The sequence below is a fragment of the Streptomyces sp. NPDC002463 genome (genome assembly GCF_042889835.1).
Taxonomy (GTDB): domain Bacteria; phylum Actinomycetota; class Actinomycetes; order Streptomycetales; family Streptomycetaceae; genus Streptomyces; species Streptomyces nymphaeiformis.
Genome location: NZ_JBIARL010000006.1, coordinates 102740 through 125653, shown reverse-complemented (window position 1 = coordinate 125653; position 22914 = coordinate 102740). Strand labels below are relative to the sequence as shown.

Genomic DNA, 22914 nt, shown 5'->3' with positions numbered 1-22914 from the left:
ACCGGAGCCCGGCTGCGACCCGTCGCCCAGATCCGGACGGGAGCCCGGCTGCGGCCCGTCGCCCGGCTCCGCAGCAGTGCGCGTCTGCGGAGTCGCGGGGCCGTCGCGCGACCCGGTTCCGTCGCGCGACCCCGCTCACGCGCCCGGCTTGCGCGTCAGGAGGAAGCCCTGCGGCGTCTTCTCCCCGGCGTCCGGCTCCCGTACCAGCCGGGCCGACTCGACGAGACCCGCCGCCGTCAGCAGGGACGCCAGTCGGTCGGGTGACCAGCGGTACACGTGGAGGTCCACCTCGTGCCCGTACGCCCGCTCGAGACGGACCCGCTCGTCGCCCACCTTGAAGGCGACGAGGGCGTACCCGCCCGGTGCGAGGACCCGGTGGAACTCGGCGAAGGAGGCCGCGAGTTCGTCCTCGGGCATGTGCACCGTCGAGTACCAGGAGAGAACCCCGCCGAGCGAGGCGCCGGGCAGGTCGAGCGCCGTCATGGACCCCACCTCGAAGCGCAGCCCCGGGTGGCCGTCCCGGGCGACCGTGATCATCCCCGGCGACAGGTCCACGCCGAAGACGTCGGCGCCGAGGTCGCGCAGACGGGAGGTGACCCGGCCCGTCCCGCACCCCAGGTCGCCGATCACGCGCGGCCCGTCCACGGCCGCCACCCTCTCCGCGAAACCGGAGAGCATCGCCCGGTCCAGCGGCGTCGTCTCCAACTGACCGGCGAGCAGCCGCCCGTAGTCGGCGGCGACGGTGTCGTAGGAGCGGCGGGTGGCGGTGACGTGCGCGGCTTCGGTCATGCGGCGACCCTACGGCGGCGCCTCCCGCACGGTGTCCCCGCAGGACGTCCGCACAAGACGTCCACGCCGAACGGCTCCCGGAGGTCCCGGACATGCGCGATGATCGTCGCCTCTGAGGATACCCGGGAGTAGCAGGCCGGGTTCATGGCGAAAGGGCACACCGAATGGCGAGGCGGCACCCCGTGCGGGACGACGACCACACGAGCGGCACCGAGGGCGGAGGACCCGGCATCGGTCGGCGGCGGTTCCTCGGGTACGTCCTGGCCGCGCCCACCCTCACGGTCGCCGCCCAGCTCGGCGCCGAGGCCCTCGCTCCGCGCGAGGCCGCCGCGGCGACGCCCGCGCTCATCCCCTCGCTGCCGGGTCCGGCCGAACTCCTCGACCTCAACGAGCTGCTCACGATCGCGGCGCTGCCCACCGGCAACCTCATCACCATCCGCGTCGACGCCGACGGCACGGCCCACTTCGCCCTGCCCCGCGCCGAGGTCGGCCAGGGCGTCACCACCTCCAGCGCCATGATCGTCGCGGAGGAACTCGACCTGCCCCTGGACAAGGTGAAGGTCACCCTCGCCGACGCCCGCCCCGAGCTGCTCTTCAACCAGCTCACCGGCGGCTCCAACACCACCTACTCCACCTACACCCCCATCCGGGTCGCCGCCGCCCTCGCCCGGGGACGGCTGCTCCACGCCGCCTCCGTCGTCCTCGGCCAGGCCGTCGAGACCCTGACCACGAAGGCCGGCGCCGTCGTCTCCCCGGCCGGTGCGCTCCTCGGTTACGGCGAACTGGCCGTGAAGGCCGCCGCCGTCACCGACGCGGCCGTCGAGGTCACGCTCAAGGACGCGGGCGACTTCCGTGTCATCGGCACCGGGCAGCGCCGGGTGGACGCCCTCGAAGCGGTCACCGGGCGCAAGAAGTTCGCCATGGACCTCCAGGTCCCGGACGCGCTGCCCACCATGGTCTGCCGCCCGCCGACGATCAACGGCACGGTCCGCTCGGTGGCCAACCTCGACGAGGTCCGGGCCATGCCCGGCATCACCGACGTCGTCACCGTCTCCACCGGCGTCGCCGTCCGCGGCCGCACCTTCGGCCAGTGCGTCGACGCCGTCCGCGCCCTCCGCGTCGACTGGGGGCCCGGCACGGCCGAAGGCGCCTCCGACGCCACGATCCTGGAGAAGCTCCGCCGGGCCGAACTCCCGCTGGTGGTCCCGCCGCTGCCGCTCCTCACCAAGGCCGTCGACGCCCGCTTCACCTTCCACTTCGCCAGCAACGCCGCCCTGGAGACCAACTGCGCCATCGCGGACGTGCGGAAGGACTCGGCGGAGATCTGGGCCTCGCTCAAGTCGCCGATCGTCGCCCAGGAGCAGATCGCCCTCAAGCTCGGCCTGCCGCCCACCGCCGTCCGCGTCCACGTCACGGAGGGCGGCGGCTCCTTCGGCCGCAAGCTGTTCTCCGACGCCGCCCACGAGGCCGCCGAGATCTCGAAGGCCCTCGGCAAGCCCGTGAAGCTGATGTGGCACCGTACCGACGACTTCCGCCAGGGCCGTACGCACCCGATGTCCACCTCCCGGGTCCGGGCCACGTACTCGCTCGGCGAGGTCCTCACGTACGAGCAGCGCCACACCTCCGTGGCCACCGACTTCGGGCACGGCATCGGCGAGGTCCTCACGGCGGAGGCGGCCCGGCTGCCCGTCGCCGACGCCACCTTCTCCGAGACGATGTTCCAGCTCACCCAGATCAGCCCGTACCACCTCGGCGTCACCACCCAGCTGCTCGCCGAGACCGACAAGGGCTTCAACACCGGTTCCATGCGGAACATCTACTCGCCCAACGTCCGCTGCGCCCAGGAACTCGTCCTGGACGAACTGGCCGAGCGGACGGGCCAGGACCGGTACCGGATGCGGCGCAAGCTGCTCAAGGACGCGCGGGCCCGCGCCGTCCTCGACAAGGTCGCCGAGGTGGGGCAGTGGGGCCGGAGCATGCCGGCCGGCACGGGCCAGGGCATCGCCGTCCACACCGAGTACCACTCCGCCGTCGCGATCCTCGCCGAGATCGACTGCAGGCCCGCGACCACCGGACGGAAGATCCCCAACGCGTACACCGGGCCGCGCGTGACCAAGGTGGTCTGCGCCGTGGACGTCGGCCTCGCGGTCAACCCGCGCGGCCTCGAGGCCCAGATGATGGGCGGCATCGCCGACGGCATCGCCATCACCCTGACGTCCGGGCTCCACCTGAGCGACGGGCACTTCCTCGAAGGCAGCTGGGACCAGTACTTCTACACCCGGCAGTGGAACACCCCGCCCGAGCTGGAGATCATCGTCATGCCGCCGAGCGGCGACAAGCCGGGCGGCGCGGGGGAGCTGGCGGTCGCCGGCGCCATGGCCGCCGTCGCCTGCGCCTACGGCCGGGCCACCGGCACGATGCCGACGGTCTTCCCCGTCAACCATGCCGAGCCGCTCGCCTTCACGCCCCTGCCGACCGTCCCGCCCGTCCCGGCCTCGCCCACCGACGGCCGCGACCGCACCATCTGAGACCTGGAGCCCCCGTGCCGCAGCACACCTTCATCCTGAACGGCAAGGCCGTCACCGCCGACGTCGAGGGCGACGTCCGGCTCCTCTGGGTCCTCCGGGACGTCCTCGGCGTCACCGGCCCCAAGTACGGCTGCGGGGTCGGCGTCTGCCGGGCCTGTACGAGCCACCTCAACGGCAAGGCGTTCACCCCCTGCGCCGTGCGCGTCGACGACGTCGCCCCGACCGACGAGATCACCACCATCGAGGGCCTCCCGGACACCGTCGGCGCCGAACTCCACCCGATGCAGGAGGCCTGGCTCGACCTCGACGTCGCCCAGTGCGGCTTCTGCCAGCCGGGCCAGATCATGGCGGCGGTCGCCACCGTCCGCAAGGCGCGCGAGGCCGGCCGCGAGGTCACCGAGGCCGACCTCGACACCATCCGCAACATCTGTCGGTGCGGCACCTACCACCGCATCCGGCAGGCCGTCCTGGAGGGCGCCCGCCGGATGGAGTGACGACGGGGGAGCGGTGCCGCCGCCGTGCTCAGGGGGCCGACTGGAGGAGGGCCAGCGTCGACTCCAGCTCCTGCCGGGTCAGCCGGGCGGCCTCCTCCGGGTCGCCCGCCTCCACCGCCCGTACGACCTCGGCATGGGCGTCCTCGCCGTGCCGCAGGTCGGTGCCCCGCAGCCCGAGCAGGTCGAGCAGCTCGATCAGGCCCTCGCGGAGCACCGGCGCGAACTCCCCGAACAGGTCGGTCAGGACGGGGTTGCGCGCCGACGCCACGATCGCCGCGTGCAGGGCGATGTCGGCGTCGACGAAACCCGCGTCGTCGAGCGCGGCCGCCGCGCGCCGCCCGTCAAGGGCTTCCCGCATCGCCGCCACGTCCTCCTCGGTGCGGCGCTGAGCCGCGAGCCGCGCCGCCTCGACCTCGACCAGCATCCGCACCTCGTACACGTCCGTCACCGCCGCCCGGCGCAGGCGGGCCGGCCAGTCCTCCGTCGGCCGGGTCGCGATCACGAAGACGCCCGCGCCCTGCCGGGGCTGGACGAGCCCCGCGCCTGCGAGGGCCCGCAGCGCCTCGCGGACCGTGGAGCGGCCGACGCCCAGCTCCTTGGCGAGCGTCGTCTCGCCGGGGAGCTTCGTGCCGACCGGCCAGTGGCCCCGGACGATCTGCTCGCGCAGCCGCTCGGCGGCCTGTTCGACCAGGGGGCTGGGACGCAGGGCGCCGAGCGGCATGGGGGTCACCTGATTCTCTCGGTTCTCTGGACGGAATTCTCCGGACGGGTGCTCCGGACGACCTCCGCAATCCACTGATCTCCGCAATCTACTCGAACTTGTCTGAGGAGTACTTGTCTGAGGAGCTGAGGAGTGGTTACGGTACCCGCCATGATCCGCAATCCCCAGCGCCCCAGCCCCATGCCGTACCACCGCTACCGACCGTTCCAGGACCGCGTCCACGTCCCCGAGCTCGACCGCCGCTGGCCTTCCGCACGCCTGGAGCGCGCCCCGCTCTGGGTCCCCGTCGACCTCCGCGACGGCAACCAGGCGCTCGTCGAGCCCATGGACACCGACCGCAAGCACCGCTTCTTCGAGCTCCTCGTCCGCACCGGCTTCAAGGAGATCGAGGTCGGCTACCCCTCCGCCAGCCGTGCCGACTTCGACTTCGTCCGCCACCTCGCCGGACTCACCGCCTCCGGCGCCGTCCCCGAGGACGTCACCCCGGTCGTCTTCACCCCGGCCCGCCCCGAACTCATCGAGCGCACCTTCGCCTCCCTCGACGGGCTGCCCCGCGCCGTCGTCCACCTCTACATCGCGACCTCGCCGGTCTGGCGCGACACCGTCCTCGGCCGCGACCGCGCCGAGGTCCGGCGCGCCGTCCACGAGGCCGCCACGCTCATGGCACGGCTCGCCGAGGCCCGCCCCGGCGCCGACATCCGCTTCCAGTTCTCCCCGGAGACCTTCAACCTCACCGAGCCGGACTACGTCCTGGAGCTCTGCGACGGCCTCACCGAACTGTGGGACGCGAGCCCCGACCGGCCGGTCACCCACAACCTGCCCGCCACCGTCGAGATCTCCACCCCCAACGTGTACGCCGACCAGATCGAGTACGTGCACCGCCACCTCGCCCGACGCGACTCCGTGATCCTCTCCGTCCACCCCCACAACGACCGCGGCACCGGAGTGGCCTGCGCCGAACTCGCCGTCCTCGCCGGCGCCCAGCGCGTCGAGGGCTGCCTCTTCGGCAACGGCGAACGGACCGGCAACGTCGACCTCGTGACCCTCGCCCTCAACCTCTACGCCCAGGGCGTCGACCCCATGCTCGACCTCTCCGACATCGACGCCGTCCGCGAGGTCGTCGAGCACTGCAACCGGATCCCCGTCCACCCCCGCCACCCCTACGCCGGCGACCTCGTCCACACCGCCTTCTCCGGCACCCACCAGGACGCCATCAGCAAGGGCCTCGCCCGGCACGCCAAGGACGCCGCCGAGGCCGGGACCCCGCCGGAGCTCGCCCCCTGGAACGTGCCCTACCTGCCCCTCGACCCCGCCGACCTCGGCCGCGGCTACGAGGCCGTCATCCGCGTCAACTCCCAGTCGGGCAAGGGCGGAGTCGCCCACCTGCTCCGCACCCGCCACGGCCTCGACCTGCCGGAGCGGATGCGCCCGGACGTCTCCCGGACCGTGCAGGCGGTGACCGACGACAGCGGCCGCGAGGCCACCCCCGACGACCTCCACGCGCTCTTCCGGAGCGCCTACCTGGAGCCCGGCCGGGGCGCCGGCCGTGTCGCCCTGGAGTCCTGGAGCACCGACGGCGACGCGGCGGGCGGCCACCGCTTCAGCTGCGTCCTGCGCGTCGGCGACCGCACCGCGCCGGTGGAGGGCGAGGGCAACGGACCGCTCTCCGCCCTGGCCGACGCCCTCACCCGGGCCGGAGTCCCCGTCGACGTCCTGGACTTCGCCGAGCACGCCGTCACCAGCGGCAGCGCGGGCGAGGCCGCCGCCTACGCCGAATGCCGGGTGGGGGAGCGCACGGCCTGGGGTGCGGGCCTGGACACCTCCGTCCTCACCGCCTCGGTGCAGGCCGTCCTGTCCGCCGTGAACCGGGCGTACGCGGCGTGAGGCAGCACGTGCGGCCGGCCCCGAAGCCGGCCATGGACCCGCTTCCGTACCCGGCCCTCAACCCGCCTCCGCACCCGGCCCTCAACCCGCCTCCGCACCCGGCCCTCAACCCGCCTCCGCACCCGGCCCCCAACCCGCCTCCGTACCCGGCCCCGCCCCCCGACGCCCGTCCTCCACGCCGAAGCCGTCTCGGTCGTCCGCGAGGGGAACCCCCTCCTGAGCGACGTCACGCTCACGGTCCGGCCCGGGGAACACTGGGCGCTCCTCGGCGCCAACGGCGTCGGGAAGACCACGCTCCTCGGCCTGCTCGGCGCGCAGAACCATCCGACCCGCGGCCGGGTCGAAGTCCTCGGCCGCCGACTCGGCCGGGTGGACCTCCGTGAACTGCGGACGGCCATCGGTTATGTGACGCCACGTCACCCACTGCGCTCCGCGCTCGCCGTCCGCGACGTCGTCCTCACCGGGGCCGTCGGCTCCGTCGAACGGCCGCCCCGCTGGACTCCCACCCCCGAGCAGGAGGCGCGCGCGGACCGGCTGATCGCCACCCTCGGGCTCGACGGACGGCACACCGCCCGCTGGCCCACCCTCTCGCAGGGCGAGCGCGGCCGGGCCCTGATCGCCCGCGCCCTCATGCCCGCGCCCCGGCTCCTGCTGCTCGACGAGCCCGCCACCGGACTCGACCCGCCCGGCCGCGAACAGCTCCCCGACGCCCTCGACCTGCTCGGCGCCGAACACCCGGACCTCGCCACGGTCCTGGTGACCCATCACCTGGAGGAGCTGCTCTCCGGCACCACCCACGCCCTGCTCCTGCGCGAGGGGCGGGCCCTCGCCCGTGGGCCCGTCGGCGAGGTGCTCACGGGGGAGCTGCTCGGCGCCTGCTTCGGCCTGTCCCTCGCCGTGGAGCGGCACGGCGGCCGCTACGCCGTACGCACCGCACGCCCCCTGCGCGCTACGCCTCCGCCGTCAACTTCTCCCGCACCACGTCGAGATACTCCGCCACCGCGTCCCGGTTCCGGGTGAGGCAGCGGATCCGGTCGGTCATCCGGTCCCGCTCGTTCTCCAGGGTCGCCAGCATCTCCGGGGTCGCGTCGGGGAAGTGGATGATCCTCGGCTTGTCGAGGCACGGGAGGATCTGCTTGATGATCCGGGTGGGCAGACCGGCGTCGAGCAGGCCCCGGATCTGCATCACCCGGTCGACGTTCGACTCGTCGTAGACGCGGTAGCCGTTCGGCAGCCGGTCCGCGACGATGAGACCCTGCTCCTCGTAGTAGCGCAGGAGTCTGCGCGGTGTTCCGGTGCGCTCGGACAACTCGCCGATCCGCATGGGAGTCCCCTCCAGGGAATCGCTTGACCTTCACATCAATGTGAGGGTTCGAGCATACGGACATGACCCACGACACGACAGTGGCGGCCGGTCCCGCCACCCCCGCGCCCGGTTCCTCCGACCCCCGTCCCGCCTCCGGCCGGCTGCCCCTTCCGGCGCTTCTCGCCCTCGCCACCGCCGTCTTCGTCACCAGCCTCACCGAGACCCTCCCGGCCGGTGTCCTGCCCGGCATGAGCGCCGACCTCGGCGTCGGCGAGGCCGCCATGGGCCAGTCGGTCACCGGCTACGCCCTCGGGACGGCCCTCACGGCCGTCCCGCTGGCCGCCCGCACAGCCGGCTGGCGCCGCAAGCGCCTCCTGCTCACCTCGATGGCCGGCTTCGCCGCCGCCAACACGGTCACGGCCGTCTCCTCCTCGTACGCCCTCACCATGGGCGCCCGCTTCCTCGCAGGGGTCGCCGCCGGCGTCGCCTGGGCCCTGCTCGCCGGCTACGCCCGCCGCATCGCCCCGGCGCACCTCCAGGGCCGCGCGGTCGCCGTCGCGATGACCGGCATCCCGCTCGCGCTCTCCCTCGGCGTCCCCGCAGGCACCTTCCTCGGCGACGCCGTCGGCTGGCGCGCCGCCTTCACCGCCATGACCGTGATCGCCGTCGTCCTCCTCGGCTGGATCGCCCTCGCCGTCCCCGACCTGCCGGGCGAGCCGCGCGGCGGGCGTGCCCCGGTCGCCCGCACCCTGAAGACGCCGGGCGTCCTCCCCGTCCTCGCCGTCACCTTCACCCTCGTCCTGGCCCACACCGTCCTCTACACCTACGTCGCCGCCTACCTCGACCACCTCGGCCTCGCCGGCTCCACCGGTCTCGTCCTGCTGGTCTTCGGCGCGGCCTCGCTCGTCGGGATCTGGTTCACGGGCCGTCACATCGACCGCAGGCTCCGGGCCCTGACCCTCGCCGGGGCGATCCTCTTCGCCGTCGCCGCGGCCGTGTTCGCCGTCCCGGCGGCGAGCGCCGCGCTGGTCCTCGTGGCCGCCGCGCTCTGGGGTCTCGGCTGGGGCGGCGCGCCCACCCTGCTGCAGACGGCCGTCGCCGAGGCGGGCGGGGACGACGCCGACACCGCGCAGACGATGCTGGTGAGTCTCTGGAACGCGGCCATGGCGGCGGGAGGTGTCGCGGGCGGCCTCCTCCTCGACGGGCTCGGCGCCGGAGCCCTTCCCTGGAGCGTCCTCCTGCTGCTCGTCCCGGTGGTCGCCGTCGTGACCGGAGCCCGCGCCCACGGCTTCCCGGCCCATGGCTTCCCGGCCCGCGGATGAGGAAGGCCCCGGACACGACAAACCCCGGACACGAAGGCCCCGGATGACGAAAGCCCTGGATGACGAAAGCCCTGGATGTACGGAGGCCCCCACCGCGCGCGGTGGGGGCCTCCGTACATCCAGGGCAGGGTCAGACGCCCGGCGGCACCCGGGACGGGCGGCCCGAGCCGCGCGTCAGGACGTAGCCGCCTATGCCCGCGAGCGCGGCCAGAACGCCGCCCGCGAGGGTCCAGATCCAGCGGTCGGACCACCAGCCGGAGGACCAGCCGTCCTCCGGGGCCGCCGCCTCGACGGCGGTCTTCCGGCCGGCGTCCTCGTCGGCCTTCGCCTGGTCGGCGGTGGTCGCCCCCGGGACGAGCGGCGCGGCGAGCGAGCCGTCGGTGGCGTAGGCGCCGCCCTTGTCGAGGACGTCGGCCCCGAGCCGCGCGGTGAACGGCTGGCCGAGGTCCTCGTCCGGGCCGCCGGTGCGGGTCAGCCGGACGTAGTAGCTGCCGGGCAGCGGGTCGTTCGCCCAGGCGTCGGCCGAGGCCCGGACCGGGCGCAGCACACAGGCCAGCTCCACGGTCGCGGCGTCCTTCGCCACCGCACGGGACTGCATCCCGTACATGCACGGCTGACGCCGCCGCAGCCCGTCGTACACGTCGATCCGCCAGGTGGCGGGCCCGTGCCGCAGGGCCGCGTCGGGCAGCGTGACCGTGGCCTTCACGGTCGGCCGCTCCCCGGTGTCCGCCGGGAACACCCAGTACAGGTAGTCACCCGTGGCGGCCTGGGCCGTGGCCTGCTGTCCCGGCAGGAACCGGGCGGCGGTACGGAAGGTGGTGCCCGCCTCCGTGGGGCCGGCCTCGTCGGAGGGGGACGCCGAGGCGCTGGGCGAGTCGGCCAGGGCCGCCGGGGCCGCGAGACCGAGCAGGGCCGCGCCCGCGAGGGCGGCCGTGGCGAGCATGCGTACGGTACGCATCAGTTGGTCCTCCAGACAGCGACGCGCCAGCGGGACAGCCAGCCCCAGAGCAGACCGGCCAGGAAGCCGGCGAGCACCAGCACCCCGAGCAGCCACCAGCCGCGGCCGAGACCGAACGAGGCGACGTCCGACGCGCTCGACGGGCCGTCGACGACGTCCACCGTCAGCTCGACCGGCATGCCCGGCGTCGTCTTGACCGACGGGGGAGCGGAGAAGGAGTTGCTGACCTGGAGGCAGACCGTCTCGGCCGCCGGCTTGGCGTCGCCGGGAGCGTCGTCGGCCTCGGGCTTCGGGTAGCGCAGTCCGGTGGAGATGACGTCCGTGCGCCCGTCGCCCGCCTCGGAGCCGCGGACGATCTCCCGGCCGTGGAGGGTGACGGCGCGCAGCAGCACCCCGTAGTCGTTGTTGACGGCCCGGTCGGCCGACACGCTGACGGAGGCGCGCAGTTCCTGGCCGGGCAGCAGGTCCACCCGGTACCAGCGGTGCTCGCCGAAGGACTCGCGGTCCGTGTAGAGGCCGGGCTTCAGCTGCGGCGCCTTGTCGCACTGCAGCGCGCCCTCGGTGGCCACGGGGGTGACGACCGGGTCGGCCGCGCGGTCGACCAACTGCTTGACGCGGTTCGAGAGCTCCTCGGTGCGGTGGACCGAGGTGTACGTGCCTCCGGTCGCCTCGGCGATGCAGGTGAGCTGCTGCCGGGTCTTGGCGTCCGGCACCAGGCCCAGGGTGTCGATGACGAGGTGGATGCCCTTGGCCGCGATCTCGCGCGCCACCTGGCACGGGTCGAGCGGGGCGCAGGTGTCCTCGCCGTCCGTGATGAGCACGATCCGCTTGGTCGCCCCGTCCTCGCCGAGGTCGTCGGCCGCGCCGAGCAGCGCCGGGCCGATCGGCGTCCAGCCGGTCGGGGCGAGGGTGGCGACGGCGGTCTTGGCCTCGGTCCGGTCGAGCGGCCCGACCGGGTACAGCGAGCGGGTGTCCTTGCAGCCGCGCTTGCGGTCGTTGCCGGGGTAGTCGGCGCCGAGCGTGCGGATGCCGAGCCGGACCTCCTCCGGCACCGCGTCCAGGACCTCGTTGAAGGCCTGCTTGGCGGCGGCCATGCGGGACTTGCCGTCGATGTCCTTGGCCCGCATGGAGCCGCTGACGTCGAGGACCAGCTCGACCTTGGGGGATTCCTTCGCCGCCGGCTCGTCGGCGGCCGCGCTCGTCGGCAGGAGCACGGCGCTCAGGGCGGCGAGCAGTGCGCAGGCCCCGGTCGCCAGCCGTTTTCTCGTGATCATCGCCGGATCGTATTGATGATCGTCCGACAAACCAAAACCGGGGTGGGTCCTGTCACCCCTGACTGTTGAGGAATCCGATGAGGCAGGCGCCCCACCAGCCGGTCTGGCTGACGGCCGCCGCCAGGCCCGAGCGGACGAGCAGCCCCCGCGGAGCGGTGCCGGTGCGGTGTGCGTCGAGGAGCTGGCCGAGGCGGTGCGCCCAGAGGCCGTTGAGGGTGACGGCGACGACGAGCCCCAGTTTGACCAGCGTCAGCGAGGAGTGGAGGTCGGGGCGGAGGAAGAGGCCGGAGACGACGAGTCCGCCCAGGCCGGCCCAGATCGGCGTCTGGAGGGCGACGGCCGTGTCGAGGACGGCGGCGAGCGGCCGCTTCCCCGTCAGCCAGAGCACGGCCAGCCAGTCCACGGCGAGCACCGAGCCGAGCCCCACGACGAGGAAGGCGACGTGGAGGAAACGGGCCACCGTCAGCAGGGAGGCGTCCGCGTGGACGTGCCCGGCGGTCCAGCAGGCTGCCGCGATCCCGGCGGTGGTGACGAGCCCGAGGGCGGTGAGGAGCCAGGAAGGGGTGAGCTCCTGCGCGGTTCTGGACATGCGTTGATCTTCCGGACGTATGGACGGCATAAATTAGGTAAGGCGAAGCTAAGTTCCCGTCTGTGTGCACGTCAAGCCGGTGTGGCGTTCGTCCCAGCCCCGGGACCGTCTACGAGGGTCCCGGGCCGGCCTCGCCGATCCAGGCCGGCGTCGGCCTGCGGCGGCACCGTGTACCCCAGGTGCTGGAGGCCGTAGAGCACGTTCGTCGCGCAGTGCTTCACGCCGTCCTCGTCGCCCGTGATCGGACAGTCCCCGGCGCGGCCGTAGTACGCGTACCGCCCGGCGTCGTTCAGCAGGCTCGAACAGGCGTAGAGCCACTCGATAGAGAAGCTCCAGGCAGGCAGTCGGTACGAGGTCTCGGTGCTCGGGCCGGAGGATGGTACGTGGCTCACGCGATTCGTGAGGGCGGTGCCGGCCGGGAAGACGGCAGATGCTGTGGCCTCGCATGGAAGGCTGAGATCGCGAATGGCTTCGCCGAGGCCCCGTGTGACGGCACTGCCGTGTCGTAGGAGTTCACCTGTCGGCCCAGCTTTCGAAGGGCGACCTGCTCGTCCCCCGATATGGGAAGACGTACCCGGAGGGTGCGGCAGGTGCGCTGCAGTTCTGCGTCGGACGCGATGGCCCGGAAGCGGCCACAGGAAGGTCACACCGGGACAAGCAGAATACGTGTACGTCCCTGCGTTGCTGTCCTGTGCCAAGAGGTCGATGCGGGCACGCGGGTGCATGGACGGGGGTGTGCCGATGGGGGCGTACGGGTCAATCCGAGGTGCAGTCGGTGCCGAGGCCACCGACGCTTGGGGAAACGACGCCTGACGATCCGAGGAGGGATCGTGACACCGCTGGCCCGAATTCCGTTGGCGGGCGGGGGCAGCATCCTCGTCGAAGGGTCGGGGCTGTCGACCGGCCCCGTGCAGGCTGGCCGCTTCGGTGATGCCGTGCACGACCTGCCGGAAAGTCTGCAGGCGGCACTGGAGCCGGTCACCGAGGCGGCGCGCGCCACGCTCGAACAGTTGCGCAAGGCCCGGCCCGACCAGATCACCGTCGAGTTCGGCCTCGACCTGGCGGTCGAGGCCGGGGCCGTGATCACCAAGAGCCAGGCGATGTGTCACCTGAAGGTGACCATGTCGTGGATGCGGGCGGTTCTGGACGAGGGTGGGGGCCGATCGGTGAACGGGGCCGGGCAGTGAAGGGCGCCGGGCAGTCGGACCTGCCCCGTGCCGTGACGCAGATCCTCGACCCCGACGGCCGGGTGGCCGGGGCCGGATTCCTGGTGGCCGAGGACGTCCTGGTCACCTGCGCCCACGTCGTCCGAGCGGCGGGAAGCGGCCCGGGTGGCAGCGTGCGGCTGGCGTTCCCCCACGTGGAAGGCGCTCCCCAGGCCGAAGGGCAGGTCCTCGAAGGGGCGTGGCGTGCCCCGGAGGCCGAGGACGTGGCGTTCGTACGGCTGAGCGGTACCGCTCCGCGTGTGGCTGCGCTGCCACTGGGCTCCGCGGCCGGGTGCCGGGGCCACGCGGTGCGCTCGTTCGGGTTCCCCGCCCAGGCCCCGCCGGACGGACACTTCGGCTTCGGTGTGGCCGGCGAGCTGCTGCCGGCGACCGAGAGCCGGGGCGCGCATCTGCAGTTGACCGCCGCCAACGACCTCACCACCGGCTTCAGCGGTGGGCCGGTGCTGGACGAGGTGACCGGCCTGGTCATCGGCATGTTGACAGAGATCACGGCCCCCGACGAACACGAACGGGGGCAGGGCATCGCGTACGTCACTCCCACGCAGGTCCTCAGGGAGGTCCTGCCGACGCTGGCCGAGCAGGATTTGTGCCCGTACCAGGGGCTGGAGTCGTTCACCGCCGAACGGGCCCGGTGGTTCGAGGGCCGCAGAGAAGCGGTGCGGCAGGTGGTGGCCAACCTGGCCAGCGGGCATCGGCTCACCCTGCTGCTCGGGCCTTCCGGCTCGGGCAAGTCCTCCCTGGTGCAGGCCGGTGTGCTGCGGGCGCTGGCGGCGGGCGCTCTACCGGGCAGTGACCGGTGGCTGCCCGTGATCGTCCGGCCGCGTCAGGACCTGATGGCCGAGATGGAACGAGCGGGACTGCCCGGCGTCGCCACGGACGGCATCGCCGCGGCGGTGGGCAGCAGACTGGCCGCCGAGCCCGATCGGGACCGCGTCCTGCTGGTCGTCGACCAGTTCGAGGAACTCCTCACCGGACCTGCGGCAGGGGGACAGGAAGGCCGTACGGTGGTCGCCGCTGTCGCGGACAGGATCGCACAGGCGGCCGGCTCACCGGCCCCGCTGTCCGTCGTGCTGATCATGCGTGACGACTTCTACCCCCAACTGGCCGCCGTGGCCCCCCGGCTGCTCGAAGCCTCGATGCCGGGACTTCTCAACGTACAGGGCACCCTGAGCGAGGAGGACCTGCACGACATCATCGTCCTTCCTGCCCAGGACGTGGGACTGCACTTCCAGCCGGGCCTGCCCGAGCAGATGATCGCCGACGTCCTGGCCGAGAGCCCCGAGGAGGCGGCCACGAGCCGCCGGGCACCGGCCACCGTGCTGCCCATGCTGGAGCTCGCGCTCAGTCAGCTGTGGCTCCGGCGCGAGGACGGCTACCTCACCCACGAGGCGTACCGGCGCATCGGAGCGGTCACCGGAAGCCTCGCCACGTGGTGCGACACCGCCCTCAACCAGCTGCCGCCAGGACAACAGCCCGTTGCGCAGGGCATCCTGACCGCTCTGGTCCACCCGGCCGACCCGGCCCGCCGCGTTCCCGCCGTTCGTGCGCAGGTTCCGCTCGACGAACTCCGAGAGCTGGTGGCGGGTGGCGGCGGAGCGGACGGGGGCGGTCGCGCAGAGGACGCCCCTCGCGGTGGCGGTGGCGACCACGTCGTGGACCAGGTCATCGCCGGCCTCGCGCACCATCGCATCATCACAACCCATCGCCGGGACGCCCCGACCGGGCGGGCGGTTGCCGAACTCGTCCATGACTCCCTCATCCGCGACTGGGGCACCCTGCGGGAGTGGGTCGGTCAGGACCACCGTTTCCAGGAGTGGCTCGACCGCACACGGGAACGCCGTGCCCGCTGGGCCGCGCAGCGCGACCCGGGGGACCTCCTGGCCGGGACGGCTCTGGCCGAGGGCCTGGAATGGTCGCGGCAACGCCATCTGCCGGGCCACATCACAGCTTTCCTCACTGCCAGCAAGCAGCGTCAGCAAGCCGTGATCCGGCGCAGCAGGCGCCTCAACGGCATCCTCGCCGGACTGCTCGTCCTCGCGCTCGTCGCCGCGGGCGGCGCCCTGTGGCAGTGGCGGACAGCGGTCGGGCGACAGCAGGCGGCCCTGTCCCGGCAGCTCGCCGCCCGGTCCGACACGCTGAGCAACACGAACCCCGAGCTCTCCGCCCTGCTGGCCATCCAGGCCTATCGCACCAGCCCGACGCCCGAGTCCCTCGCCAGCCTGCGGTCCTCCGCCACCCTCCCGCTGCACCGCCGCTGGTCCGGCCACACCAACCTGGTCAATTCCCTGGCGTTCAGTCCGGACGGCCGCACCCTCGCCAGCGGCAGCAGCGACAAGACCGTACGGCTCTGGGACGTGGCCACCGGCAGGACCCGCGCTGTTCTCAAGGGCCACACCGACACGGTGACGGCCGTGGCGGCCAGTCCCGACGGCAGTACCTTCGCCACCGGCAGCCTGGACGGCACCGCACGGCTGTGGGATGCCGGGACCGGCAGGCTGCGCACCATCCTGCCCAGGCAGTCCGACGACGTCTGGGCGGTGGCGTTCAGCCCCGACGGCAGCACCCTCGCCGTCTGTGACGGCGACAGGAAGGCGAGGCTGTGGGAGCTGGGCACCGGCAAGGTCCGCGCCACCCTCGAAGGACACACCGACCAGGTGGTGTCGATCGCCTTCAGTCGGGACGGTCGCACCGCAGTCACCGGCAGCTGGGACCGGACCGCGCGCATCTGGGACGCCACTACCGGGCAGTACCGCAGAAAGCTGGAGGGGCAGTCCGCGGCGTTGCAGTCGGTGGCACTCAGCCGGGACGGCCGTACGCTCGCCACCGGCAGCTGGGACGGCACGGCATGGCTGTGGGACGCCGAGACGGGCAAGCCGCGCCTTTCGCTGAGCGGGCACTCCGACGTGGTGTATTCGGTGGCGTTCAGCCCCGATGACCGCACCCTCGCCACCGGCAGCGTCGACCACACGGCGCGGCTGTGGGACGTGGCCACCGGTGCGACCCGCGAAGAGTTGGCAGGGCACACCAACATGGTCTACGCGGTGGCCTTCAGTCCGAACGGCCGGACCCTCGCCACCGGAAGCCGCGACGAGACCGTACGACTGTGGGACGTCGCCCGTGCGATCCGGACGATCCTGGTAGGGCACATCAACCAGGTGACCGCCGTGGCGTTCCGTCCCGACGGCCGCATCCTCGCCACGGCCGGCGCCGACTTCACCGTGCGCTTGTGGAACATGCCCGCCAGCACTATGGGCCCCGTCTTGAAGGGCCACACCCAGGGGGTGAACGCTGTCGCGTTCAGCCCGGACGGCCGCACCCTCGCCACCGGCGGCGCCGACAAGACGGTACGACTGTGGGACGTGGCCACCGGGAAGGAGCGCGCAACGCGGCTGGTCGGCCACCAGGGCGGGGTGAACTCCGTGGCGTTCAGCTCGGACGGCAGAACTCTCGCCACGGGCAGCAGCGACAAGACAGCGCGGTTGTGGGACCTGGCCACCGGCAAGGAGCGTACCGCCGCCCTGCGCGGCCACGAGGAGCAGGTGTACGGCGTGGCGTTCAGTCCCGACGGCCGTACGCTCGCCACCGCGGGCGGGGACTTCACGGCGCGGTTGTGGGACGTGGACACCGGCAGCGAGCGCACCGTCCTGCGCGGACACACCGACCAGGTCCAGTCGGTGGCGTTCAGTCCCGACGGCCGAACCCTCGCCACCGGAAGTCTCGACTACACCGCCCGGGTGTGGGACGCGAACACCGGCAAGACCCGCAAGACCCTGCTCGGGCACTACGACGGGGTGGTCTCCGCTGTCTTCAGCCCTGACGGCCGGACTCTCGCCACCGGCAGCAGCGACTCGTCCGCGATGCTGTGGGACGTGGCCGCCGGGAAGTCCCGCACCACCTTGTGGGGGCACTTCGACGCACTGACCTCCGTAGCCTTCAGCCCCGACGGCCGCACCCTCGCCACCGGCAGCGTGGACCGGACGGCCCGGCTGTGGGAAGTCCACCTCGTCCCGGCCGGCGAAGCCATCGAGAAGATCTGCCGCACGGTCGGCCGCGACCTCACCCCCGCGGAGCGCACGGCGTACCTGCCGGGGCGGTCCACCGGCCCCGTGTGCGACTGAGCGCCGCACCACGGTCCCGGGGTGGCGGTACGGGACGCCACGGTCACCGCCCCGGGCGGGGAGCTCGCCCGGGCGGCACTGGGCGCGGAGCCCGCCTCCGGCCACGCCGTACACGCCCTCACCCATGTCCACTACGAGTCCGGTGAGCACCGCGTCGGCCGGGACTGGCTCGACGGCAGGATCGGCGGCCAGGGGCGAAGGGCCGTGCACCGGGCGCACTTCTCCTGGCACGTGGCGCTCCACGAACCGGCCCTCGACGACACCGCGGCCGTGCGCCGCCGGTGGTCCGCCCAGCTCACCCCGGGCCAGGTGAACGGGGTACGGGCGCTCGCCGACTCCGGATCGCTGCTGTGGCGGGCCCGCATGTCCCGGAACTGGACCGGCCGCGTCCCCGCCGACGGCGTGCTCGACGCGGTCGCCCGCGATCTGGTCGAACGCTCCACGACCGCGTTCACGGCCCTGCACAGCGCCGTCGTGCTCACCGCCGTGGGCGACCTCCCCGCACTCCGCCGCCTGCGCGCCCACGCGGCCGGCGCGGACCCGGTGCAGAGGGGAGGTCATCATCCCGCTGCGCGGGGCGCTGGAGGCGGTTCTGGAGCAGGAGTGGGCCACGGAGGTACGGGACCTTTCGGGACTGCTGCCCTTGCTGCACCGCGTGGGGGCAGCGCTGCACAGCGGGAGGTCGTCGAGGAGATCCTGCTGTACGCGTTGGTGGAGGCGGGTCACAGCGACACCGTCCGCCACCTCCTCGAACAGGGCCTCGATCGCCGGGCGTCGCCGCTCGACAGCCGGAGGCTGGCCGGGCTGCGCGGCTGGCAGGGGTTGCACGACGTGCCTGTGCAGGAGGTCCCGCGCGGCGGATGCCGCCGGGCGGTACGGGCAGGTCTTCCGTGGTGTCGCATCAGGGCGGGGCACACTGGCGGCGTGCGCATTGTGATGATGACGGCGGGATCGCGGGGGTGACGTCGCGCCTTATACGGGTCTGTGTGCCGGTCTCGTACGGGCCGGGCATGAGGTGACCTTGGCCGCGCACGGGGCGTTCGAGCCGCTGGTGGCGGGGGCGGGGGTGCGGTTCCGTCCGCTGCCGGTGGACCCCGTGCCGAGCTGCACTCCGCTGAGCGCTGCCCGGAACGGCCCCAGCCCCGCCATGCCCTGAGAGAGGGCCTTCCCGTGAGCTACACGCTGCATCGGGGCGATGCTCTGACCGTGCTGAAGTCCCTTCCGGACGAGAGCGTCAACGCCGTGATCACCGACCCGCCGTACAACTCCGGCGGCCGTACGAGCTCGGAGCGCACCGGACGGACCGCGCGCGCCAAGTACGTCACCGGCAACAGCGCCCACGACCTCGCCGACTTCCCCGGCGAGAACCGCGACCAGCGCTCCTACCGCTCCTGGCTGACCGAACTGCTCACCGAGGCGTACCGGGCCTCGACCGAGCACGCGATGGCCATGGTCTTCACCGACTGGCGCCAGGAACCGACGACGTCCGACGCCCTGCAGATGGCCGGGTGGACCTGGAGCGGCACCATCCCGTGGATCAAGCCCGCCAGCCGGCCCCGCAAGGGCGGGCCGAGGCAGGACTCCGAGTTCATCGTCTGGGGTGTCAAGGGGGCCGTCGACAACACCCGAGACCTCTACCTCCCCGGCCACTACATCGCCTCGCAGCCCCGCAAGGGCCGGGTCCACATCACCCAGAAGCCCGTCGGGATCATGCGGCAGCTCGTCCAGGTCTGCCCCGAAGGCGGCACCGTCCTCGACCTCTTCACCGGAAGCGGGTCCACGGGCGTCGCGGCCCTTCGCGAGGGACGTCGCTTCGTGGGCGTCGAGCTGTCCTCGCACTACGCCGACGTGGCCGAGCAGCGGCTCCGCCGTTGGGCAAGGGCCTGGTACCTCCAGCAAGGGATTGACGAGCTGTCAGATGCTCTGCAGGAACTGCCCCCGCTCGTGAGCAAAGGTGCCTGATCGGAAGACGTTCATGCCGTGCTGCAGTAAGCGTCTCGACGCGGCAGAAGACGACGGAGTGACCGGCAACGAGCAGGCCGCCACCCGCATTCAGGTCACCTCGATGCGGGATCTCAGTGGTGTTCGAGTGAACAACGGACAAGAATGAACGGCCCCATAAGGCGGGATGGGCAGCTGACCCAGCCTCCAGCCCGGCCCGACCCTAGCTCACCGATCGGCTGGTGCCGGTCCTGGAGCTGTCGAGAGCACCGACCGGACGGCGGAGATCGCGGAGGTGTCCACTCGGCTATTGCTCGACCTGCTCGGCTGACCGGGTTGTTTGGTGCACAGCAGCGCACTCGTCGCCGGGACGGGGTGACCCCGGCGCCTGGTGGACCTGTGCCGCGTCGGCGGTGCCCACGTCTACCCGTGCGGCACCGGCGGAGGTACGTCGAGCAGCAGTTGTTCGCGGATGCCGGGATGAACCTTCGCCTGTTCTCCGTGCCGGCCACAGGGGGATGGGCGGGTGCGAGGATTTTCAGTGCCGTGCGCTCCCTGATGGTGCACGGCACTCAAGCTGTTCGGCGCGGCCTCGATGTGGGACGTCAGGCTGAGGCCGCTGTCGTCGCGGGCGCTGCCGGGCGATGGATCTGCTTGATCCGGAGCTGACTTCCACCGGACCTCCGACCGTTCCGGCCCGCACTCAACGGTGCTCGGGGTTCTCGAAGTCGAACCGGCAGCCGGCGTCCCATTCGGAGCGCTGGTTTCCGTGGGCGGGGATGCCGCCGGTGTCCTTGAGCATCCTCGCCAGGTGGAGCTGGTTCCAGGCCATGAAGGTGGTGTTGCGGTTGGTGAAGTCGTTCTCCGGACCGCCCGAGCCGGGGTCGAGGTAGGACGGGCCGGGGCCGGCCGGGCCGACCCAGCCCGCGTCGGCCTGCGGCGGAATGACGTATCCGAGGTGCTGGAGGCTGTAGAGGACGTTCATCGCGCAGTGCTTGGCGCCGTCCTCGTTGCCGGTGATCAGGCAGCCGCCCACACGACCGTAGTAGGCGTACTGGCCGCGCTCGTTGAGGATCGACGAGCAGGCGTACAGACGCTCGATCACCTTCTTCATGATGGAGGAGTTGTCTCCCAGCCATACAGGTCCAGCCAAGGTAAGGATGTCCGCGGCCATCACCTGCGAGTAGATGACGGGCCACTCGTCGGTCTCCCACCCGTGCTCGGTCATGTCGGGCCAGACGCCGGTCGCGATGTCGATGTCCACCGCCCTGAGCACCTCGACCTGCACGCCCTGGCGCTCCATGATCCCGGTGCTGATGTCGATCAGCCCCTGCGTGTGGCTGCGCTCCGGCGACCGCTTGAGGGTGCAGTTGATCACCAGGGCGCGGAGATCACGGTAGGACGTGCCGGTGTCGGTCATCGATGCGTTCCCCTGCGGACGAGTGGGCGGGTCGGGCGGCGAAACACGTCCGGCTGCCGACGTCGATGGGGCCCCGGGTTGGTCCGGCCGAAGATCCCGTCCACTGTCTCGCCTCGCTCGGGCGGAATGATCGAACGCCGCGCCCACGGTCACGGAGTCGGCCGCCAGATCACCCGCATGGCCCCGCACCGATGACATGTATCCCCGAATCGGATCGGCCCGCACGGCACCAGGATGTCCGCGGCCATCGGCGGGGTCCCCTCGCTTCGGGTGCGGCCCCCTCCCGGGGCCCGTCCCCGGCCTGCGCAGCCGACGGGCCCCGGGGCCGCTCCGGAGCGACCGAGCGCATGAGGGCCGGGGGCGAGCCTCAGGCGGCCGGAGCGGGTGGATCCTCCGGACCTGGATCGGGCAGTGCACGGGCCGTGACCGGCCGGGAGATCTCCTGATGGCCTCCGCTCGCGAGAATGCGCACCTCGTCCCGGTCGCTGATCTCGGCTCGGATGATGCCGGTGGCGTCGACGTAGACGGGATGGCCTCCGGACCCCTTGAGGGCCGTGCGCTCCACGACCACGACGTCCTGGGCCGATCCCGCGCCGTCGGAGAACACCAGCTCGTATCGGAGTGGGCTCATCTACCCGATTTTACGCTGATCGGACACGCTCACCCGCCGGAGCCACCGCGTCGACCAGGGCCGCCAGGGCCCTCCCGAGGGCCTCGACACCCGGGCCGGCAGGCCCGCCCGGCTCGCTCATGTACCCGTCACGGCGGATCTCCACCATCAGGGCACTCACCCGCGGATCCCGTCCGTAGTACTCCAGCGGCACGTACGTCCCCGCGAACGGGCTGTCCGTCCCGACGCCGCCGAACCCCCCGAACGCCTCCCGCGCCGCGTCGAGCAGCGCGGGCGGCGTGTGGAAGGGGTCCGTGCCCAGACAGACCGGCGGGCGCGGGCCGTCGCCGTGCAGCTCGTACGGCAGCGGCTCCGTCGGGTACGAGTGGACGTCGACGATCACCGCCCGCCCCGCCACCGCCAGACGCTCGGCCACGGCCTCCGTCATCGCCCGCGCGTACGGGACGAAGTACCGGTCGAGCAGCGGCGCCGGATCGAACCCGGCCGGCCGCAGCGCTTCGCGGTGGGTGGTGCGGGTGTACACCGCGCCCATCCCGACGGACAGCATCTCCTCGCGCTCGTCCGGGAACCGCTCGGGGTCGACGACGAGCCGCGACAGCCCGTTGACGAAGCGCCAGGGCGCCGCGCCGGCCGCCGCCGCGGCCACGGTGGCGATCTCCGCCGTGTGGGAGTCCGTGATGTGGTCCAGCTCGCGGGCCAGCTCCTCGTCGCCGAGCAGGATCCCGTCGCGCACGCCGGCCGGTATCCCGCGGGAGGAGTGCGGCACGTGGAGGAGGACGGGGGAGTCAGGGGCCCCGGGGAGGAGCCGGAAGGAGGGCGGGGTGTCGGAGCTCATGTCGGCTGCGTCGGTCATGGAGCGATCCTGCCTCCGACCCCGCCCGCGCCGTGGCGAAACCGCTCCTCCGACCCCGCCCGCGCCGTGGTGAAACCGCTGGTTAGAGTGGTGGGAGGTCGCGCCGCCGCACCAGGCTCAGGCGCGAGACCGGGCCGACTGTCGACCACAGGGACCCGTACGACCACCCCTGCCCGTCCCAGTCCCGGAAATCGCGCATCCCATGAGCATCGACGCCGCACCGCGTCCCGACACCGCCGCCTCCGCCCCACGGGATCCCCGCCCGCGGTGGATCGCCGGCCGAGCCCCGGCCCGCCCCGCGCCCGGCGCCGCCGTCCACAGCGTCAGCGCCGCGACCGCCGCCCTCCTCGGGCTCGTCGCCATCGGCGCCCTCATCCACGAGCCGGTCCTGATACCCCCGCTGGCCGCCAGCGCCGCGCTCGTCCACTGCGCCCCCGCGCTTCCCCTCGCCCAGCCCCGCAGCGTGATCGTCGGCCACCTCCTCGGCGCGGCCGCCGGATACGCCGTGGCGGCCGTCGCCGCGCACGGCAGCGCCTGGGCCGCGGCCGTCGCCGCCGGGGTCACCCTCGCGCTGACCACCCTGGCCCGCACCCCGCACTCCCCGGCCTGCGCGACCGCCGTCGTCATCGTGCTCCAGGCCCCCGCGCCCGGCCGGTTCGTCCCCCTGCTGTTCGGGGCGACGGTGCTGCTCGTCCTGACCGCGTTCGCCGCCTCCCGCATCCGCCGCGCCGCCCCGAGGTACCCCGCCTACTGGTGGTGACGCCCGGAGCCTCCGCACCCCTGCGCCCCGGCGTGGCGACCGTACGCCCTCCCGCTGATCGCGTGTGCGGGCGCCTGCGGCCCGGTGCGCCCCCGGTGAT

The 22914-nt window shown here is 72.8% G+C and carries 18 protein-coding genes and 3 pseudogenes; 11 read left to right on the top strand and 10 right to left on the bottom strand.

Annotation, left to right across the window (positions count from 1 at the left end; all coding sequences use genetic code 11):
* Positions 1 to 135: 135 nt before the first annotated feature.
* Complete coding sequence (locus ACFYX3_RS14590) at positions 136 to 789, bottom strand: class I SAM-dependent methyltransferase (protein ID WP_389012666.1); 654 nt, start codon at positions 787 to 789, stop codon at positions 136 to 138.
* A gap of 164 nt (positions 790 to 953) precedes the next feature.
* Between ACFYX3_RS14590 and ACFYX3_RS14585 the strand changes: the two genes are divergently transcribed.
* The gene (locus ACFYX3_RS14585; protein WP_389012663.1) at positions 954 to 3317 is read left to right on the top strand and encodes a molybdopterin cofactor-binding domain-containing protein; all 2364 of its coding nucleotides are present in this window, start codon (positions 954 to 956) and stop codon (positions 3315 to 3317) included.
* A gap of 14 nt (positions 3318 to 3331) precedes the next feature.
* Positions 3332 to 3811: a (2Fe-2S)-binding protein gene (locus tag ACFYX3_RS14580; RefSeq protein ID WP_116163013.1), complete on the top strand. Its 480-nt coding sequence runs from the start codon at positions 3332 to 3334 to the stop codon at positions 3809 to 3811.
* A 28-nt stretch (positions 3812 to 3839) separates the two neighbouring features.
* Here ACFYX3_RS14580 and ACFYX3_RS14575 read toward each other — a convergent pair whose 3' ends face one another.
* Entirely contained in the window at positions 3840 to 4532 is a 693-nt protein-coding gene (locus tag ACFYX3_RS14575; protein WP_389012660.1) for a FadR/GntR family transcriptional regulator, read from the bottom strand.
* A 150-nt stretch (positions 4533 to 4682) separates the two neighbouring features.
* On the opposite strand from ACFYX3_RS14575, the gene leuA reads away from it, so the two are divergent.
* Positions 4683 to 6416 (top strand): 2-isopropylmalate synthase, encoded by a 1734-nt coding sequence (gene leuA / locus ACFYX3_RS14570; RefSeq protein ID WP_389012657.1) that lies wholly within the window; start codon positions 4683 to 4685, stop codon positions 6414 to 6416.
* A gap of 216 nt (positions 6417 to 6632) precedes the next feature.
* Positions 6633 to 7436: an ABC transporter ATP-binding protein gene (locus ACFYX3_RS14565; protein ID WP_389013198.1), complete on the top strand. Its 804-nt coding sequence runs from the start codon at positions 6633 to 6635 to the stop codon at positions 7434 to 7436.
* Here the strand turns inward: ACFYX3_RS14565 and ACFYX3_RS14560 are convergent.
* On the bottom strand, positions 7366 to 7740 hold the full coding sequence (locus ACFYX3_RS14560) for a MerR family transcriptional regulator (RefSeq protein WP_376585447.1): 375 nt from the start codon (positions 7738 to 7740) through the stop codon (positions 7366 to 7368). The genes ACFYX3_RS14565 and ACFYX3_RS14560 overlap by 71 nt on opposite strands.
* Before the next feature lie 62 nt (positions 7741 to 7802).
* Between ACFYX3_RS14560 and ACFYX3_RS14555 the strand changes: the two genes are divergently transcribed.
* Positions 7803 to 9044, top strand: coding sequence for an MFS transporter (locus tag ACFYX3_RS14555; protein WP_389012653.1), 1242 nt, complete (start codon positions 7803 to 7805; stop codon positions 9042 to 9044).
* Positions 9045 to 9174: 130 nt separating this feature from the next.
* On the opposite strand, the gene ACFYX3_RS14550 is transcribed toward ACFYX3_RS14555, so the two are convergent.
* The 4 genes and pseudogenes from ACFYX3_RS14550 to ACFYX3_RS14535 all read right to left on the bottom strand — a co-directional run.
* Positions 9175 to 10002, bottom strand: a complete 828-nt coding sequence (locus ACFYX3_RS14550) for a hypothetical protein (protein ID WP_389012650.1) — start codon at positions 10000 to 10002, stop codon at positions 9175 to 9177.
* Entirely contained in the window at positions 10002 to 11276 is a 1275-nt protein-coding gene (locus tag ACFYX3_RS14545; protein WP_376594452.1) for a VWA domain-containing protein, read from the bottom strand. Before ACFYX3_RS14545 ends, ACFYX3_RS14550 begins: the two co-directional genes overlap by 1 nt.
* Before the next feature lie 52 nt (positions 11277 to 11328).
* The gene (locus ACFYX3_RS14540; protein WP_389012646.1) at positions 11329 to 11865 is read right to left on the bottom strand and encodes a hypothetical protein; all 537 of its coding nucleotides are present in this window, start codon (positions 11863 to 11865) and stop codon (positions 11329 to 11331) included.
* Positions 11866 to 11977: 112 nt separating this feature from the next.
* Positions 11978 to 12188 (bottom strand): annotated as a pseudogene (locus ACFYX3_RS14535) (flavodoxin family protein); the annotation flags it as partial.
* Positions 12189 to 12695: 507 nt separating this feature from the next.
* Between ACFYX3_RS14535 and ACFYX3_RS14530 the strand changes: the two are divergent.
* The 5 genes and pseudogenes from ACFYX3_RS14530 (at position 12696) to ACFYX3_RS14510 (ending at position 19171) form a co-directional block, all read left to right on the top strand.
* Complete coding sequence (locus tag ACFYX3_RS14530; protein ID WP_389012643.1) at positions 12696 to 13052, top strand: CU044_2847 family protein; 357 nt, start codon at positions 12696 to 12698, stop codon at positions 13050 to 13052.
* Positions 13049 to 17209: a trypsin-like peptidase domain-containing protein gene (locus tag ACFYX3_RS14525; protein WP_389012640.1), complete on the top strand. Its 4161-nt coding sequence runs from the start codon at positions 13049 to 13051 to the stop codon at positions 17207 to 17209. Before ACFYX3_RS14530 ends, ACFYX3_RS14525 begins: the two co-directional genes overlap by 4 nt.
* Positions 17210 to 17266: 57 nt before the next feature.
* Positions 17267 to 18019 (top strand): annotated as a pseudogene (locus ACFYX3_RS14520) (lycopene cyclase); the annotation flags it as partial.
* Positions 18020 to 18148: 129 nt separating this feature from the next.
* A pseudogene (locus tag ACFYX3_RS14515) lies at positions 18149 to 18305 on the top strand (glycosyltransferase); the annotation flags it as partial.
* Positions 18306 to 18379: 74 nt separating this feature from the next.
* Positions 18380 to 19171 (top strand): DNA-methyltransferase, encoded by a 792-nt coding sequence (locus ACFYX3_RS14510; RefSeq protein WP_389013195.1) that lies wholly within the window; start codon positions 18380 to 18382, stop codon positions 19169 to 19171.
* Between the two features lie 682 nt (positions 19172 to 19853).
* Here the strand turns inward: ACFYX3_RS14510 and ACFYX3_RS14505 are convergent.
* The 3 genes from ACFYX3_RS14505 to ACFYX3_RS14495 all read right to left on the bottom strand — a co-directional run bounded on the left by ACFYX3_RS14505 (position 19854) and on the right by ACFYX3_RS14495 (position 22054).
* On the bottom strand, positions 19854 to 20570 hold the full coding sequence (locus tag ACFYX3_RS14505) for a flavodoxin family protein (protein ID WP_389012637.1): 717 nt from the start codon (positions 20568 to 20570) through the stop codon (positions 19854 to 19856).
* A 367-nt stretch (positions 20571 to 20937) separates the two neighbouring features.
* Positions 20938 to 21201 carry a DUF6296 family protein gene (locus ACFYX3_RS14500; RefSeq protein WP_389012634.1) on the bottom strand — a complete coding sequence of 88 codons (264 nt, stop codon included), beginning with the start codon at positions 21199 to 21201 and terminating at the stop codon, positions 20938 to 20940.
* A 10-nt stretch (positions 21202 to 21211) separates the two neighbouring features.
* Entirely contained in the window at positions 21212 to 22054 is an 843-nt protein-coding gene (locus ACFYX3_RS14495) for an N-formylglutamate amidohydrolase (protein WP_389012631.1), read from the bottom strand.
* Positions 22055 to 22256: 202 nt separating this feature from the next.
* Between ACFYX3_RS14495 and ACFYX3_RS14490 the strand changes: the two genes are divergently transcribed.
* Entirely contained in the window at positions 22257 to 22814 is a 558-nt protein-coding gene (locus ACFYX3_RS14490; RefSeq protein WP_389012629.1) for an HPP family protein, read from the top strand.
* Positions 22815 to 22914: the final 100 nt, after the last annotated feature.